General features: G+C 60.6%; 7 protein-coding genes. 1 reads left to right on the top strand and 6 read right to left on the bottom strand.

Annotated elements, in window-relative coordinates:
* The coding region (locus tag ONB52_02560; GenBank protein MDZ7415024.1) for a tandem-95 repeat protein at nucleotides 1–1,533 on the top strand (1,533 nt) is incomplete at its 5' end.
* A gap of 336 nt (nucleotides 1,534–1,869) precedes the next feature.
* On the opposite strand, the gene ONB52_02555 is transcribed toward ONB52_02560, so the two are convergent.
* The 6 genes from ONB52_02555 to ONB52_02530 all read right to left on the bottom strand — a co-directional run bounded on the left by ONB52_02555 (nucleotide 1,870) and on the right by ONB52_02530 (nucleotide 17,620).
* Nucleotides 1,870–5,172, bottom strand: a complete 3,303-nt coding sequence (locus ONB52_02555; GenBank protein MDZ7415023.1) for a carboxypeptidase regulatory-like domain-containing protein — start codon at nucleotides 5,170–5,172, stop codon at nucleotides 1,870–1,872.
* 371 nt (nucleotides 5,173–5,543) lie between these two features.
* Nucleotides 5,544–7,625, bottom strand: coding sequence for a T9SS type A sorting domain-containing protein (locus tag ONB52_02550; GenBank protein ID MDZ7415022.1), 2,082 nt, complete (start codon nucleotides 7,623–7,625; stop codon nucleotides 5,544–5,546).
* Nucleotides 7,626–7,731: 106 nt separating this feature from the next.
* Nucleotides 7,732–8,745: a medium chain dehydrogenase/reductase family protein gene (locus ONB52_02545; protein ID MDZ7415021.1), complete on the bottom strand. Its 1,014-nt coding sequence runs from the start codon at nucleotides 8,743–8,745 to the stop codon at nucleotides 7,732–7,734.
* A 504-nt stretch (nucleotides 8,746–9,249) separates the two neighbouring features.
* Nucleotides 9,250–10,176 carry a hypothetical protein gene (locus tag ONB52_02540; GenBank protein MDZ7415020.1) on the bottom strand — a complete coding sequence of 309 codons (927 nt, stop codon included), beginning with the start codon at nucleotides 10,174–10,176 and terminating at the stop codon, nucleotides 9,250–9,252.
* Nucleotides 10,177–10,312: 136 nt separating this feature from the next.
* The gene (locus ONB52_02535; protein ID MDZ7415019.1) at nucleotides 10,313–12,172 is read right to left on the bottom strand and encodes a hypothetical protein; all 1,860 of its coding nucleotides are present in this window, start codon (nucleotides 12,170–12,172) and stop codon (nucleotides 10,313–10,315) included.
* A gap of 6 nt (nucleotides 12,173–12,178) precedes the next feature.
* Nucleotides 12,179–17,620: a hypothetical protein gene (locus ONB52_02530; GenBank protein ID MDZ7415018.1), complete on the bottom strand. Its 5,442-nt coding sequence runs from the start codon at nucleotides 17,618–17,620 to the stop codon at nucleotides 12,179–12,181.
* Nucleotide 17,621: the final 1 nt, after the last annotated feature.

Raw genomic sequence — 17,621 nt, 5'->3', positions numbered from 1 at the left:
GGCAACGGCACCTACAGCTTTGCAATACTCAACGCCACCACGGCCAACGGCTACTTCAGCAGCCGCGAAGGCAGCCAGCCACCCCAGCTTGTGATCGAGTACAGCCCTGGCTCCGGCAATGCTGCGCCTGTGGCCAACAATGACTCGGCCAGCACAACCGCAGGCACCGCTGTCACCATCAATGTGCTGGCCAATGATTCCGACAGCGATGGCACGCTCGATCCCGCTTCGGTCACCATCACCACCGCCGCTGCCAACGGCACCACCAGCGTCAACTCCAGCTCCGGTGCCGTCACCTACACCCCCAATCCCGGTTTCGCCGGCAGCGACAGTTTCGCCTACACCGTGAGGGACAATGCCGGCGCCACCTCCAATGCCGCCACTGTGAGCATCACTGTCAACCCCGGCAATGCTGCGCCCGTGGCCAACAATGACTCGGCCAGCACAACCGCAGGCACCGCTGTCACCATCAACGTGCTGGCCAATGATTCCGACAGCGATGGCACGCTCGATCCCGCTTCGGTCACCATCACCACCGCCGCTGCCAACGGCACCACCAGCGTCAACTCCAGCTCCGGTGCCGTCACCTACACCCCCAATCCCGGCTTCGCCGGCAGCGACAGTTTCGCCTACACTGTCAGGGACAATGCCGGCGCCACCTCCAATGCCGCCACTGTGAGCATCACCGTCTCAAACAGCACGATCTCATCTCTCACGTTCACGCCAATTGCGGATGCCTACACTTCAGCGGAAAATCCGGACAACAACTACGGCAGCGAAGCAGGCTTGCGTTTCCGCTACAGCAACTTGACTTTCATTAGCTATCTCAAGTTCGAGGTTGCCGGCATCACCGGCAGCGTACAAAGCGCGAAACTACGGGTGTATGTGACCACCGGCAGCAATGACAACGCCACGGTCTACTCCGCTTCCAACTACTATGTCGGCACAACCACGCCATGGACCGAGTCCGGCCTCACCTGGAACAATGCCGACCGTAACGGCGGCGCGCTCGCCACCCAGGGCCCGTTGAGCAAGGACGCCTGGTACGAATGGGACGTTACTGCTGCCGTGAGCGGCAACGGCACGGTGAGTCTCGCGATCCTGAACAACACGACGGCGCTGGGTGTGTGCAGCAGCCGGGAGGGCGCGAATCCGCCGCAACTGGTGGTTGAATTCGGCAGCAGCGCGCTGCCGCGGCCCAACAGCAACACCACCACACAAACCCTGGCGTCAATCACGGCCAACCGGCTGCCCGCTGACCTGCAATTGCTGGGCAATCATCCCAATCCGTTTTATTCACACACCACCATCACGTATGCCCTGCCGGAGGCGGCGCCGGTCAGCTTGATCATCTACAATCTCACCGGTCAGGTGGTGCGCAAACTGGTGGATGGCGTGCAGCCGGCCGGCTATCGACAAACAAGCTGGAATGGCCGGGACAAGTTCGGCAATGAAGTGCCGACCGGGGTTTATTTCATGCGGTTGCAAAGCGGCGACCAGGTGAGAGTGAAACGCATGATTCTGCAGCGGTGAAGGCGTATGGCGGGGTGAGCGGCAGAGGAAAATTCGGCGGGGGCGGCAAGCCAGTACGGTTGGCTGAAAACTGCGACGCCGTTGCCCGGCGAGTATCATCCGCTGTAATGATTGCGATGTGAAGTGAACGAGTCGCAAGCGACACGCGCTTGCGACAAGCCGAAAGGGAAAAGGCCGATGCGTGCAGCACCGGCCTTTTTATTTGCCGGGCCAGAGCCTGCAATGCACAGGTCCGGCCGTGGCAGGATCGGCTTGATCCATAAACGATGATTTCGGGCGGTCAACAAAAAAGCCGCCTCCGTTGCCGGAGGCGGCTTTTACAATCCCGGGGTGATCTCAGTTGAAGCTGTACCGCAAGCTGAACTGAATCCGGAAAACGTCGTTCTCTGTGGCGGTCGGCTCGTAGGTCTTGGAGATCAACGAAGTCCCGATATTGCGCAGGCGATACCGCGCCTTGCCTTCGGCATCGGCGCCGCGGGCAATCAACGGCTGGGTGGTGACCAGGCGCTGGCCTACGCCCCAGTTCTTGTTGATCAAATTGCCGACATTGAGCAAATCGACGCGGAATTGCAGGCCGTTGCGTTTGCCGCTGACATTGGTGAACAAATCCTGCGTAATGCTGAGGTCGGCACGATAAACCATCGGCAGGTGAATGGCACCGCGCTCGGCGTATTGCCCGCGATGTTTGCTGAGGTAGGGATCCTGTTGAATGAAGGCTTCCCAGGCCTCCTGCTGCTCGAGGACCGTGAAGGTTTTGCCCGAAGAGGTGAACTCTTCAAAATTCATCTCCGACTTGTCGCGCGGAATGTAGATCAAGTCGTTGCTGGTGCCGCCGTCGCCGTTCAAATCACCGCTGTAGGTGTAACTCGCGGAGCGGGAGGCAAAGGCGAAGGGATCAGCCGGCCAGTTGCGCGCACCTTCCCAGACCAGCGAGATGGTGGTGGCACCGAAATTGAAATATTCCCTCCGGTAGGAGGCGACCGCCAGGATGCGGTGGCCGGGAGAGTTGGCGGAGAAGGCCACACCGGGATTGTTGGGATCACCAGCGTGCTGATTGTTGTTCCACGAGCCAAAGGCAATGGAACCGGGATCAACCGTGTTCTTGGAAACGCCGTAGCTGTAGGCCAGCTTGCCGTACAGGCCGTCCTGCATCGCTCTCTCCACAGAAGCGGAAAAGTTCCAGGAGTAGCCTTCGTTTTGATTTTTCAGAACGATCGCGCTGGTAATGTTGCTGTTGATGCGGTTGCCGGCGGTCCAGCGCGGCCGCTGATCCGGGCCGTTGAATTTGGTATCTGCCGGCTTGAGATTGGCATTGATGTAGTAGATGCCATTGACATCGCGGTTGTAGAGAAATTCCGCGGTTCCAATCAGGCCGAACCACGGCAGCTTGCGATCCACCGCCAGGTTGCTGCGCCAAAGCTGCGGGAACTTGAACTTGGGATCGGTGAAGGCCAGTTCATAGCTGGCGGCCGGAGCACCGGTTGCCGGCTTTTTGTAATGATTCGGATCCGGATGGAACGGCCGGGCCGTGGTGTTGTCCAACTGCTCAAAGCCGGTCAGGATGCCATTGTTGCCGATTTGGTTGGAGATCCAAACGTAGGCCGGACGGCCGGTGAAAATACCCGTTCCGCCACGCACCTGGGTGGAACGATCGCCACTGACATCCCAGTTGAAGCCCAGGCGCGGGGACCACAGCAGGTTGCTGTCGGGCAGTTTGTCCGTGCTGTACTTGACGGTGTTGCCCTTCTCATCCCGGAAGCTGAGGCCGTCCACTTGCGGGTTTTTGAAGCCGGTGTCGCCGAAGAAAGGCACATCTACGCGCAAGCCGAGCGTCAGACGCAGATTCTTGTTGACCTGCCATTCATCCTGGCCGTACACGCCGGCGAACAGGACTTCCAGCGGCTGGATGGGTTTGGTCTGGCCCGGGATGTTCGTCCAGCGCACCTGAAAACGGCGCAGCGTCACCGGCGAGGTGGTGCGGTTCGGGTTGGCCAGATAATCGTTGGCATCCCTGTAAAAATCCTCCAACGAGTTGTACACATAGATGCTTTGCGAACCCGGGAAGAACACGTTTTCAGACTCGTAGCGCTCGCCACTCAGCCCGAAGGTGAAGTTGTGATCGCCGCGGTAGTAGGTGAAGTTGTTTTGTACCTGGAAGCTCCAGTAACGCAGCTCATTGTTGGGCGTGAACGGCTCAAAGCCGAAGGTGGTGTAAGTGGAGCCGTCTTTGAGAATGTCCACCATCGGGAAGAACGATCCCACGTACTTGCGGCTCTCATCGTTGTGGGTGTAACCGATGAGCAGATTGTTGGACATGTTGGGGCCCAGAATCGAGTTCCACTCGCCGACGATCGAGCGGATGTTCTCCAGGATCTTGTAGTTCGAATTCTGGAAATTCAGGGCGTTGGTATTGGTTCTGCGGTTGCCGAAACCCAACGAAGAGGAATTGGAGACCAGCACGTCGGTTTCCGAGTCGAGGTGATTGTAGCGCAAACTCAGCTTGTTGTGTTCATTGAGATTGAAGTCCACCTTGCCGATGAAACGCAGCGCCGGGGTCTTAAAGTCATATCCCTGATAGCCGCCGGTTTCATAGCCGAACTTTTCCTTCAAAAAGCTGCTGAGCTGGTTCAAATCCGAGGCCAGCACGCGCGTCTTGTTGCCGCCCACCGTCTCTCCCCCCAGGTTGGCGGTGAAATCGGTTCCCGGGCGGGTCAGCTCGTCATCTTCGAAGCTGCCGAAGAAAAAGAGCTTGTTCTTGATCAACGGACCACCCAGCCGCAAGCCGATTTGCTTGTAATCAAAAGTGCCGGGCTGATATTTCAGATCACCAGCCTTCGTCCCATAAAGGCCGTCATTGCGGAACTGATAATAGGCCGAACCGGAAAATTCGTTGGTTCCGCTCTTGGTCACGGTGTTGACACCTGCCCCGACAAAATTGCCCTGCCGCACATCATACGGCGCAATGTTGACCTGAATTTGTTCGATGGCATCCAGGGAGATCGGCGCCACGCCGGTGCGTTCGCCCGGGCTGCCGGCGAGGCCGAAAGAATTGTTGAAGTAGGAGCCATCGACGGTGATGTTGTTGAAACGATTGTCCTGGCCAACGAAGGAGTTGCCCGAGGCCTGTGGCGTCAGACGGGTGAAGTCACTGATGTTGCGCGTAATGGTGGGCAGCATCTGGATGGCCGCGCTGCTCACTGCGGTGGCTGCGCCCGTGCGCGAGGCGCTCAGAATGGCATCCCGCTCCGCCACCACGGTCACCTCGGCCGCCTGCAGGGCTTCTTCAACCAGGGTGAACGTCAAGCGGCGGTCTTCACCAAGGCCCAGAAAAATATTCTCGACACTTTCCTTGCGATAACCAATCAAACTGGCCGTGATCGTGTAGGGGCCGCCGACCCGCACACCGGGAATGTTAAAGCGGCCGTCCGCACGCGTGGCCGCGCCGAAGATCGTGCCACTCGGCGTGTGAACGGCCATCACGCTGCAACCCACCAGCGGCTGGCCATTCTGATCGACCACCACGCCGTTCAAAGCCGCAGTCGTCACGCCCTGGCCGTTTACCGAGCCGGTAAGCCCGGAAATCAACAGCAAGAGCAGAGCAGAGAGACTGAGAGCCCGCATGAATCTGTTGCGATGCATCCTGAAACCCTCCGTTTTAAGTTGATTGAACATTGATTGGTGGCTGCTTGCCGATACCGACGACAGATACTTCACCATTTCCGAAAGATACTCAGGTCAAGTTACGGCAGGGTTAGCCCATTCCTAGCAAAAGATGAACTCTGCCTCCACACCTCTGTGCTCCGCAAATGAAAAAGGCGTCAGCAGCGCAAGCTGGGACGCCCGGGATTCCGCGGATCGCACACAATTCACAATTATTGAAAGGAAAGCGGCGCACAAGCATTTTTCCTCTCCTCAGCCTGGACTCAAATAGCGGGGCGAATATGAAGAAATTAATTCGAAAAGGCAACATTTTTTTCAGCTATGACATTTTCGTAGGTCGGCGTGTCTGGCTATTTTTTGAGACACAAAATTTTGCGCGTCAATCGAATTCCATTCATGCTCACCTTCACAAAATAAACTCCCGGAGCCAGCGTCGCATTCTCTGCCCCCTTCTCACCCGCCCACCCGCCCGCCACCGGCTGCATGGCCATCTCTGCCACCTGCGCACCCAGCACATTGAAAAGCACAACGCGCGGCGGTTCGCCTCCGGGATCGCGACTTCGCACCAGAATGTGCAAGTGTGTGTCAAAAGGGTTGGGATGAACCTGCAAGTCGAACGCGACCGGAGGGGTGGGTGCCTGTCTTTGGGCGCTGACAGTCGCACCCTGGTAGAGATTGAGGCCGCCGTCGCCCTCCCCCACCAACAAATCAACCGCACCGTCGCCATTGAGATCAGCCAGCACCGGCCTGGTGTAGGCGCCAATCTCCAGGCCGGCGAATTGCGTGTCAATCAAAATGAAGGAATCGATCACGGCGGTGCCCTGATAGTGCAGCATCGCTCCCTGCAGCGTGCCGACGATCAAATCGAGGAAGCCGTCGCCATTCACATCATGCAGGGCGGGTGCGGCATAGTCACGCGGCAGCGGCGGCCGGAGCTTCTTGCGCAATTGCATCACCGGCCGGCGCGCGTCACCGGTGTTTTCAAAAATCGCCACGGCAGCAGCGGCATACTCGCCCAGGAACAAATCAACATCCCCATCGAAATCCGCATCGGCGAAACAGGGCGAGCTGTAGCTGCCGAGATCGATTCCCTGAAAAGCCGGATCCGTGAGCACGAACGCCGGCGCGTGCGGCGTGCCGGTGTTGCGGAACAAAACCAGATCGCTGCCGGTGGCGCTGCCGATCACCAGATCCAGGTCCCCGTCACCATCGAGATCGGCAAATGCCGGCGCGGACACGGCAGTGAGTTTGATGTTCTGAAAGGCGTCGGTTACCCGGCGGAACGCGGGCGCGGCGGCCGAGCCGGTGTTTTCAAAAAAATTCAAGCGGCCGTTGAGATCGCCCGCAAACAAATCCAGATCACCATCACCGTCGATGTCGGCCAGCGCCGGCGCGCTGTTGCTGCCCACATCGATTTGCGTGAGAAAATTGTCGCTGCTGTATCCGAGCTGCGGGGAAACAGCCGTACCGGTGTTTTGATAAAAGATGAAATTGTCGCGATTCTGGTTCTGGCAGGCCGCGAAAAAATCCACCGCGCCGTTGCCATCGATATCCGCGAAACGTGGGATGTTGTAACCCAGGGTGTGCACCGGCCGGCCGGCTGGGAAGGCACTGTCGGCAATCACGATACTGGCGTTGTGCGGCGTGCCCCGGTTGTGCAGATAATAAACGCCGGGATGAAAAAAGTCGCCATAGAACAGATCCTGATCGCCATCACCATCGAGATCGATGAAAGCGATGCCGTTGGCACCGTGCCGCGCAAGTGCCAGACCCGGTGCCGGCGCCGCCGTTCCGCCCGAGATGATGCGCAGATTCTGCCAGGTGCTGGTTTCAAAGCGGAACGCGGGCACGGCGGGAGTGCCGGCGTTCTGATAGAATTCGAGATACCCCAGAATATTGCCGCTGAAGAAATCGTAGTCGCTGTCCGCATCAATGTCCGCAAAGGCGGGCGCGCTGGTGTAATCGATGCGCATCTCCTCGCCGCTGACCTGCGTCACCGCCCCGCTTTCGAGAGTGAAACGCGCGACCTGCGCCGAACCGGTGTTGCGATAAAACGCCAGGCCGCCCTGGTTGTTGTCCTGGTAGAAATCGCAATCGCCATCGGCATCGATATCGACGAAATAAAACCAACTGCGGATCGTGAAATCGCCGTAGTGCCCGTGCGCCAGGCGAAATTGCCACCTCTGCCCGCTGCCGATGTTTTCGAGAAAAATCAGACGCTTTTCCGCCGGCGTGAAATAGAAAAGATCGCAATCGCGATCGGCGTCGATGTCCACGAATTGTGGCAGAAAAAAATCCAGGCCGCCGAGAAAGGGAAATGCCAGGAGCTGACCATTCTCCTCCACCGGCAGCACCACCACACGCTCGAACCGCTGCGCCCGGCCCGCTGACGGGCCACCCAGCAGCGAAAACACAAGCAAGACGGCGGACACGCAAAATGCCGGCGAAAACACAACCCCACCAAACCCGCGAACATGGACACGCATGAGCACACTCACACAAATCTTGTCACCCTTGCCTCTTGCCCCTTGCTTTACTTTACATCACAAGCACCACCTTCCCAATATTCCTTCTCTCTTCGATGTAGCGATGCGCCTGCGCAGCTTGCTCCAGGGGAAAAGTCTTGCCCACAAACGGCCGTATCCAACCTTCCTCCACACCCGCCAGGATTTTCTGCATCCAGCCGGTGACCTTCCCGACCTCGTGCCACATGTGGCCGAGATTGATGCCGAACACAGCCTTGTTGCTGTTCATCAACGCCACGGGATTGAACCACGGCATTTGGGTGATCAGCCTGAGCAAGCCCAGCACACCCACGCGCGCTTCCGCCGCGGTCGAAATACCGCACATACCCAGACGGCCGGTGGCGCGCAGGGCCTTGTAGCTTTTTTTCCAGTTTTTGCCACCCAACGGATCGAGGATCAACTCCACGCCGCGACCGCCGGTCAGGCGCTGCAGTTCCTTCTGCCAATCCTGCGTGTGGTAGTCGATGGGATGATCGCAGCCGCGCTGTTTGAGAAACTCATGCTTGGCTGCACCCGCGGTGCCATAAACGGTCGCGCCGATCTTTTTGGCGAAATCCAGCGCCGCCAATCCCACGCCGCCGCCGGCGTTGTGAATGAGAATGGCTTCGCCGGGCTGCAGTGCGCCCATCACCACCACCGCTTGATAGGCGGTGAGATAAGCCACCGGCAGCGCCGCAGCTTCCACACTGCTCAACCGGCCGGGCTTCGCAAAGGTCTGCCTGTGAGGCACACTCACCTTCTCGGCGTAACCGCCGAAGCGCGTCAGCGCAATCACCTCTCTGCCCACCTCGCTGGCAGCGACCCCCTCGCCCACGGCTGCGATGGTGCCGCACACTTCATAGCCCACCACGCAGGGCGGCTTGGGCGCGTCGGGATAAATACCCTTGCGCGCCATCAAATCCGCGAAATTGATGCCCGCGGCCTTGACCCGAATCACCACTTCGCCGGACTTGGGCTTGGGGTCACTGCTTTCCCTGACTTGGAGTACCTCAACGCCGCCGGGTTTGGTGATGAAAACTTGCTTCACGCGGACTCCCTGGAAATTTACTTTTGGACTCGTGTCACCTCAGTGCCTGCAAGCATAGGAAAGTAGCGCTAAAAAGCAAGCAGTGATTGCACAGCGGGGAGCAGTTCAGCCCGCAAGACCGACAACGGTTTGGCCGTTGCATGAAACTTCACGGGGGCGATGGCAAGCCACAGTTTGCCGCGGCGTGATGATTACCCCGCTCCAACACAGGGTTTTGGCGGAAGCTGAAGGACCCGCCGTCGCAGGCCACTACACACAATTATAGAGTATCGCAAGCCGCGGGAGGGCCGTGGCGAAATGGTGATTGTGGCGGGAGTTCACAGCAGCACTGGCGGCCGGCGAGAGAACAGCAGCAACGGCAAAAGCAATGAAAATTGCAGAACAACCTGGCGGGCAGGCGAACCATCTTCGCCCGAAAAAAAAAGCGCAGCTTGTCAAGCATCTCACTCTTGTTCATCCAGTCAACTTTCTCATGATTTATGCCCTTGGGAGGGCGGGGTCATGCTATTGCCAACTGAACACTGTGAAGCTGGGTGCGAGTATTGGCCCTTCCAGTCCAATCCGGCGTGCACTCTCGAGCATTTCCACAATCGCCCGCTCACGGCCGGGATGACCGATTGCCGCCAGGTTGGACTCGACGATGGCACCCAGGACCGGTCCGAACTGCGAAGGTGCCAGCGAGCGATTCCGATAGATTAACTCCTCCACTTCTGCCACGGCATCGGGAATGTAGGCGATAGCCTGCTGGGTCGCCCTTTGAACGCTGTCCTCGTCCGGCATGAGCCCCTCGATCTCATCGGGATTCGGGGTTACACCCTTGCGCGCGGCAAAAACCTGCTGCCGTGACAAAAACACCGCGAGCGCGGCGACCCGCTGCGTCTCCTGCGCATTTTTCAGATAACTGTCCCCAAAAGTGCGCCAGCGCATGCCGCGGGCGTTGCCGACTGCAAAGCCTTCCCGGTTCATCCGGTCATGAATATTCTTGAGCACCAGTTGCGGTAACTTGCCGGCAAGGGCCACAATGCCAACATAGATTTGCATTTCTGGATTCCGTGTCAGAGCGGGGTGTGTGCGCAAGTGAAGCGTAATAGCGGCGAGCACCTCGGACTTGTCAAAAAGATGGCCGGCGGCGTAGGCATCGGTCAGAAAGTGACCGGCCGCAGCATCGATGAGCAGAGCACGCTGAAACCGCTCCTCGCCTTGCTCGCGTCCGGCGGCGAGGGTTCGATTGCGGGCAGTTTGATCGGCGCGATCATCATGACCATCATTCGCACCGGTTGCCAGTTGAACGGCTGGGCGCCGTGGATTACTCAGGCGGTCACCGGTTGCGTTATCGTGATTGCAGTCGCGGTGGATCGCCTGCGGCACAGCGCGGCGAATTGAGGCTGCGCTGCTTGGTGAATTGCGGTGAAAAGAATTGTCGGCGTGCAAACTGCATCCCATCAGCCCCACCATCAAATAAACCGCGGAGACGCGGAGAAATGCTTTTCTGCAAGCAGAGAACTCTGCGCGCTGCGCGACGCAGCGGTGAGTTACGCTTTTTCTTTCATTTTATTCCTTCTTGGCCTCACTGTTTGACCTCGACCAGCAAATCGAAGCGCAGGCCGCTGGCGCCTTCGCCGCGGCCGGTCTGCTTGCGTGCACCCAGCCAGGTGAAGACTCTGCCGCCGAGCCAGCGTGTGCGCTGATAGGCCTGGCTCACCAGCGTGCCGGCGCGCGGCACTTCCTCCTCGTACACGAAGTAGGCGCGCGGCAATCCGTGGCGCAGCAATGTGGTGCGCGGCCGCACTTTCTCCGGTTCCGGCGGATTCGGATCACCGGGCAGAAGGCGCGGCAGAGCGGCGCGCTGCAATTGCATCTCCCGCACACTGCCCTCGACATGCACCGGGATGAAGGGAATCCAGTGTTCGGGCACCGTGTTCATCACTTGATAACGCATCGGCGCTGCCGGCGGATTCGGCGGAGCCGGCGGCGGACCGGCCAGTTGCTCCAGCCATTGCCGCAACTCGCGCGCTGCTTCGCCGCCGGGCTTGGACGCACCGGAGGGCAGCGTAATGCGACGCTCGATGCCCCACACCATGTTCGCCATCTCATCACGAATGAGGGCCACCTCCTCGAGTGCGGGCCCCTCCTGCACCTTCGGCACGGTCGGCAGCAATGCCAGGCGCGCCGGCGCCGGCGGCTGCTCAACCGTTGCAGGCGTAAGCGTGAACATGCCCCACTTTTCCCAATTGGTCGCCGGTTGCTCGAGCACCGGCTCGATCCAAAAACGCTCGCCAAACACATTGGTCAGCGCAATGCCCTTGACCTCACTCACCGTTCCGAGCGGAAGCGTGTAGGGCAGGACGAACCAGTCATTCGCATAGACCAGGCCGAATTCGAGCAGCAGCAGTTTGCCGAGATCGGTGGTGTCCGGCCGCACCTCGCCGAAATTGGTTTGCCGGTCTTCAAAGGCCCACCAGCGGGTGTTGGGCATGCCTTCGAACATGATGGCGGTGGGAATGAAGGTGTGCACTTCCCGCCTGGGTGGCTGCGGCGTTGCCGGCGGTTCGCCGAGTGACTGCTCAGCGGGGCGGCGCTCGAGCGCATACCAATCAAGCGTGCCCTGGTAATACTCCTCGGCGCGCATGACCAGTTCGTGCGCGTCTTGCGGAGCGGCGCAGCCGAATTGATATTCAAAGCGGCTGGGCTGCCAGGCGGTATCTGCGCCCTGCTTTGGTTGCAGGATCAGCGCGGCGAACCAACTCTGCAGCCGTTCGGCAAGCGCCGTGAGCTTGGGCTCGTCAGCGGCATTCGCGCCGATGCCGTCGTACACATTGTGCGTCGGATCGGCGAGATATTCGAGCAGGGCGATGCCATCCATGGCCCGTTCCGCCGCTGCGCCCGCGTACTGCCAACCCTCGAGATGCGCACACACCAAGGCATCGGCCTTTTGTGCAGGATCAGGCACCGGCACGGCATAGGCAGTGCGATAGGCGGCGCGATAGTCTTTGGAAAGGCCGCCGGGAGCTGCCGCCTCCCGCGCCAACAATTTCAGCCAGCGGCGCCCTACTGCCACACGCAAATCGAGCGAGAGATATTGGGCACCGGCGCGCAACGGAACCGGCCGGCGCTCCACCATGGCTTCAAGCGGCTTGTCTGACGCAAGGTCTTCGACCGTTGCGCTGCCTGCTTGATAACGATTGATGTTCGCGATCTCGACGCACGCGCGCGCCAGCACCGGGGAGCCGGCATCGTCGCCCCGAAATTCGCCCATTTGCCATTGCCGCGAAAGCATCCACAGCGCATCGCGCACTTCGGCACGCAGGGCGCGGTCGAAATTGTGCGTGCGCGGCCGGCCTTCGAGGCGGTTCCAGCGCGTGGCGGCAGGGTGCAGCCGCGCCAACACGGCCTCTGCCATGTTTGGTACAATGTAAGGCAAACTCATGATGGTTCACTCCTTCGGCCGCTCGGCGTAGAGCTGCAGGTTGCGCAGCAGATTGTTCGAAATCGAAATCTCCGGAAATGTGTAGGCGGACATGGTCGCCGGCAGGAACCAACTGTAGACGGTGTCGTCGAGGTGCACCGGCTCGAGCGCACGGCGCTTGGCAACATCCAGCGCCTCGTTCACCGCGGCGAGCAATTCCTCCCAGGACCAGGCGCCGTCGCGCACCGCCGGCAGAACGAGCAGCCATGATTGCGGCGGCTCGCAATTGGGACGGTCATAATGAAAGGCAATGCCGGTGGTCTGGTTGGGGGTTGGAATCACTTCCGTCCATTCATCCAGCAGCAGGCCGGCGAGCGGCTGGGTTTTGTCGAACGGCTCGGCAAAATGTGCGGTATAGAGCAGCCGGTCGCTGTTGATCTGGTGGCTTTCGGGAAACTCCAATGCCAGCCAGGGCTCGCCGGCTTGAAACGGCAATTGCAGCGGTGTCAGCTCGGCGGCCGGGGAGTCGGTCAGGGCTTCGCCGAGCAGCGCGGCATTCTCCCAATGGCGCATTTTATCACGCACGCGGGCAATGCCATGCAGCCAGTCATCCACGGGAAAGTCGCGGCCGCCGGTATCGATGAGATGTCGTGTCAAATCGCCCGAGAGGCTGTGCTGCCAGGCATTCGCCAACTCCTCGGCAGCCGCTTCCGGCAGCGTGATTTGGGGCACCATTTGGAAATCCTCCCCCAACAGAATCTTCCCCGCTTCTTGCAGCAATTTTACCCGTGACGCAGAGGCAGCAGCATCATGCTGCACCAACAGTGCCTCCACCTGTGCCAGGCGTTGCTGGGTGTCTTCTTTCAAACCGATCACCGCCTCGCGCAATTGCGTGCGAAAGCGGGCGATCTCTCCCTCCTCACTGGAGAAGTCGGGAGCTTCCGGATCGAATTCAGCGAGCGGCAATTCCGCCCTGGCAGCGTCGAGCAGGGCGGTGAGTGTGGCGCGCGGCTGATCGACCAGTTGCTGCAAAGCATCACGCTTGGCAATGAACGCCAGCCGCAGGTTGTTCAGAGCAGCACGATAAGCAACCGAATCCGGTGCGGGGCTGGTGAGCATGGTTTTGAGAATGACCTCCAGGGCTTGCAGGCGGGTGACCCGTTCGCTCTCGGTCAATCCCGCAGCCTGGGCATCGTATTCTGCCAGCGCCGCCTCGAAGCGCGCCAGGCGTGCGTTCCACGCATTGACGCGGTCGGAAATCTTTGCGGCCAACGCACTGTAGGTAGCGGCGCGCCATTCGAACACAAAGCCGGTACCGGTCTGCGGCAGGCGATACGCGGCGAAACGTGCCACGGTGGAAGCAAATTGTGTCAGCGCATCATCGATGGACACCCCGGCGTTTTGCAGCGCCGCCGCGAGACTGTCGAGTGCGGGCAGCAAGTTGTCGCGCAGGTCGTCGTGGCGGTCAGCCACGCGCGTCCGCGGCAGGGCGGCCGCGGCTTGTTGCTCCTGCGTCGCGTCGTTGGCGCGCATCAAATCCGCTGGTTGCAGCGGCCGCGAGGCCGTCACCAGCGGCCGCAGGCTGCGCAGCAACGCCTGCAATTCAAACCAGGTGATCTTGCCGTTCACACGTTCGGTATGGCGAAGGCGGATTTCACGATCGTGGCGCGGCGCATGATGCGCGTGCAAGTAGCGGAGAATTTGATCATCCAGGTCGCCGAGCGCCTGGTCCTTGCCGGCTTCGAGGCGATAAACCAGATCGATCGGCTGCAGCGCGAGCTGCTCTTGCGTGATGAAGACAGTTTGCTCGCTGTTGCTGGTGCGATCGGTGAATGTGACCTGGCAGCCCACCCGCGCCGGCACTGGCAGCCGGTCTGCCAGCCAGGCATTGACTGCAGGCTCGGCCGAGGCCAGCGGCGTCAACGCGATCGTGGGCCGCGGATTCGCCGGCGGTGCAGGAGAGAAATGAATCGCCGTGCGCAGCGTCAGGGCGATGCCGCTGCGCGGGGTTCGGATCACTTCCGGTTCGGGGGGATAGTTGCCCCGGGCAAAGGCCTCGAGCGTACCCGCTGAACGCTCATAGTTGCCGAGCACGGCCTGATGCACGCCCTCGGCCAGCACAAGATCAGCCACCGCGTCGTTGATGTCCCGAATATGCGCCAACGCCGCCGTGAGCGCGGCCTCCTGATTCGCAGCGCGGCGCGGCAGAGCCGTCACCCCGAACGGATACGTGAATGCGCGGGTGCGTTCGGCATGTTCCACCAACTTCCTGCCGTCGACGACGTTCATCGCTGCGATCGACTCGCGGGCTTCACCGGTCTCGGTGTTGGTTTTGGCAATTTGGTTGGCCGCAAGGGGAAAGGCCCGGCGCAAATGATAAATCAAATCGCGGACCTGCAGCGGGCCGTGGTCGTGGACGTGACGTTCGAACTGATAACCCAGCAGCGCGCCCAGCGACTGGCCGTTGCGCATGCCTTCGAGAATGCCGAGCGCCAGCCGCACTCGTCGCGAGGAGAGATTCACCGCGAGGCGGCCATCGTTGGCCAGATAGCCGTTGCGCAACACCGCGGCAGTGGTCGCATGGTTGAGCGAAGGCGCGTGGATCAGGCCGAGGTTGGTATTGTCGCGCACCAACGGCGGGGAGTCGCGCCGGTTCACAAGCTTGTCAAGCTCCGCCGGCAGAGTCACAGGAGTCAACACTTTGTTTTCCGGCCGCAGCGCTTCGAGCCAGCCGAAGGCGCCCAGGAAGATACCGGAAGGTTCCCGGCCCGCAACCGGTGCGCGCATGCTCTCGAGCTGCCAGGCGAGCAGTCCGGTTTTCCATGCGTCCAGCCGGTAGCTGCAGCAATCAAGATGTTCAGCGAAAATGCGCTCCAGGCGGGCGGTCGGCACCCCGGCCAGCCGTTCGAGCGCCTCGATTTGTTCGCGCAATTCTGGATCGGCCGTTTGGAGATTGCGCGCGATGTAATCGCCCAACAACACCTTGGGATCGCGGGTCACGCGCTCGTCAGGCCGAAAGAGCAGGTCGTAACGGCTTTCGCTGGTTTCCGCTCTTTCGCTGATATGAACAAACGCCGGCTCGCGCAGCATGCGTTGCAGATTTTGCGCTTCGCCGAGCGGTCTAATCAGCGCCTTCAACCTGACGCCGGTCTCGTGAAAACTCAATTGCAGCGCGTGGCGCAGCAGCAAATACAACAAAGCCGTGGGTTTCTTGTTGTCGTCAAAACCCTTTTCCTGCTGAATCGCCTCGATGCCCGCACGAGCGGCATCAATCAGCCATGCGATATAGTTCTTATCACCGGCATATTTGCGGATGGGCGCGGTTTCCGAGAGCGGCCGGTCGTCAATCACCGGCCCGGTGAGCGGTGTCTGGCGGGCTTTGAAGATTAGGTTGAGAAGGTCAGGCACCTCTTCTCCGGCATAGCCGAAGCTGCGCAGCAACGTGAGCGGCAGAATCGCAGGAAACAGGCCGAGGAGATTGAGCGCGACAGAGTAGTTCAAAAAAGCCAGCTCGTAGAACTTGTGGGCAACACTCTCGGCCTGCAGGGGATAATACTCGACCGAGGCCGGATGCAGGCCGAGCACATCCAGCAGGATTTGATGCGGATCACCGCCCGGCTTGCCGACATAGCTGAGCTGTGCGACCAGCGGTTTCCAATCATCGTCAATGCGTTTGAGGATCTGGTAGAGCCGTCCCGGGAATTCCGCGCCTGCGCGCGCGGCAAACCAGTTGATGCGGTCGAATGCTGTCACGGGCAGAACGCCGTAAGGTTGGTTGCCGATGCGCAACGCCGGCAGCGGTCCCCGGCCGCTGACGTAGCGCGTGAAAAACGAGCGTGTGGCAGCGATTTCCGGCGCGGAGAACACCGGCGCAAGCAAGGTCTTCATCATGTAGCCGAGCGTTCCGGACCACAGCACGATTTGCATCGCGCGCGCCTCGCTTTGATCCCGGCCGCCGGCATGGGGAATCTGTTGCACCAGCTCGTGGCGCACGCCCAGTAGATCGGCGAACCACTGGCCGTCGCGGCGCAGCAACGGATCATCTTCAAGCGTATACGCGGGAGTGCGCCGGAAAAAGAGGTCAAACGTCGCGTCGGGGTCATCGCGGAAGGAATAACCCGAGCCGGCCTGTTCGGTGTTGTTCGTGGGTGTGCCCTGGGTAATGAACTCCAGGCCGGTCCGGCTGTAGAGATGATGCTCGAGTAGTTGCTCGAGATGGCGGGTTGCCTGTTCCGGGGAATCGCCCAGGCGCACGCCGAGCACGATGACCCGTTCAAAACCCTCGCGCGCCTGTTCGGCATTGAGGTTGACGCGGAAGGCCATGCCTGCCGCGAGCGCCTGCTCGAAATCAAACATCCATGCCAATGGCTCCGGAATTTGCAGCGTATGGTCAACGGGTTTGAGCTGCTCTTCCGGCGGCGCGTTGGGATCAGGTCCGGCGATCAACGGCGTGCGAATCACATTGCCGATGGCGGTGAGCGGCGTGCCCGTGCGGCCATAGGCAACCAGCACAAAGCGCTCGGGCAGAAGATCGACCTGCGGCGCGCGCGACCAGGAAGTGCGGCGGGTCGCCATGCTGTCCAACGCCGCCATTTGCAGCACCACGACTTTCACCTGCACCTCCGGGCGCGTGCGTGGCGCTGCGGGTGTGTCGCTGAAGTTGAAGGGCCGGTAGTTTTGCGCAATGTCACGCGCCTGGTCCGCGCCTGTTGCGAGTTCGAGTTGAGCGAATGCCTGTTGCTGTGCCGCGAGATCGTCGCCGGCGATCCACATCGCGCGCCAGTAGTCGATCGCCGCCGTGGGCAACGGCCCTGAGGCGGTAATGATCAGGAGAATGTCGGTGGCATCATCCTTCTCCGGTTTGTCGCCGGGATTCAGCGGCTGGTAATGCCGGACGATCCAGCCGGCGCGACCGGAGCCGTGCGCAGCGACGAGTTCCCGCCACGCCGCGCGCTCCAGCGCTTCCTCCCCGCCGGCACGCCACACTGCTGCCCAAAAAGTCCGGCCGTTGCCCGCCTCCTGCTCGGTGAGCGAATCTTCGAAGGCATCGACCAGGCAGGTGTCGGGATAAACGCGCACCCAAAGCTGCGGCTGTCCCCGCACGCCGGTTTTGAAGCGCGTCTCCAGGCGCAGCGGAAAAAGCAGAATCGGATGCAGGTCGGGCCACTGCCGCAGATTTTCGCGCGGATCGGTGAAGACTTCGAAAGCTTTGAGCAATTCGGCTTCGCGGTCGCGCAATCCACCGAGTTCTTTTTGCAGGCGCGCGGCGCCCTCACGCGCGTTCTGCAGCGCACTTTCCAGGCGGGTGCGTTCTTCGCTGGGTCCGGCGGCTGCGCTGCGTGTGAACTCTGCGAGCGCGCGCTCCCGTTGCCGCACCGCTTCGCGGGCGAGCAAGGATTGGTTCCGCAGTTCGGTCAGCCTGCCGCGCAGCTCAGCCAGCGCGCTGCGGCGTTGTTCGAATTCAGCCATG

It is taken from the genome of candidate division KSB1 bacterium (assembly GCA_034506255.1).
Taxonomy (GTDB): domain Bacteria; phylum Zhuqueibacterota; class Zhuqueibacteria; order Zhuqueibacterales; family Zhuqueibacteraceae; genus Coneutiohabitans; species Coneutiohabitans thermophilus.
This window is presented reverse-complemented; position numbering and strand designations above follow the sequence as displayed.

What these genes read in the sequence shown, in the direction of transcription:
- ONB52_02530 (MDZ7415018.1), bottom strand. Translation starts at nt 17,620, where the DNA reads ATGGCTGAATTCGAACAACGCCGCAGCGCGCTGGCTGAGCTGCGCGGC.
- ONB52_02555 (MDZ7415023.1), bottom strand. Translation starts at nt 5,172, where the DNA reads ATGCATCGCAACAGATTCATGCGGGCTCTCAGTCTCTCTGCTCTGCTC.
- ONB52_02535 (MDZ7415019.1), bottom strand. Translation starts at nt 12,172, where the DNA reads ATGAGTTTGCCTTACATTGTACCAAACATGGCAGAGGCCGTGTTGGCG.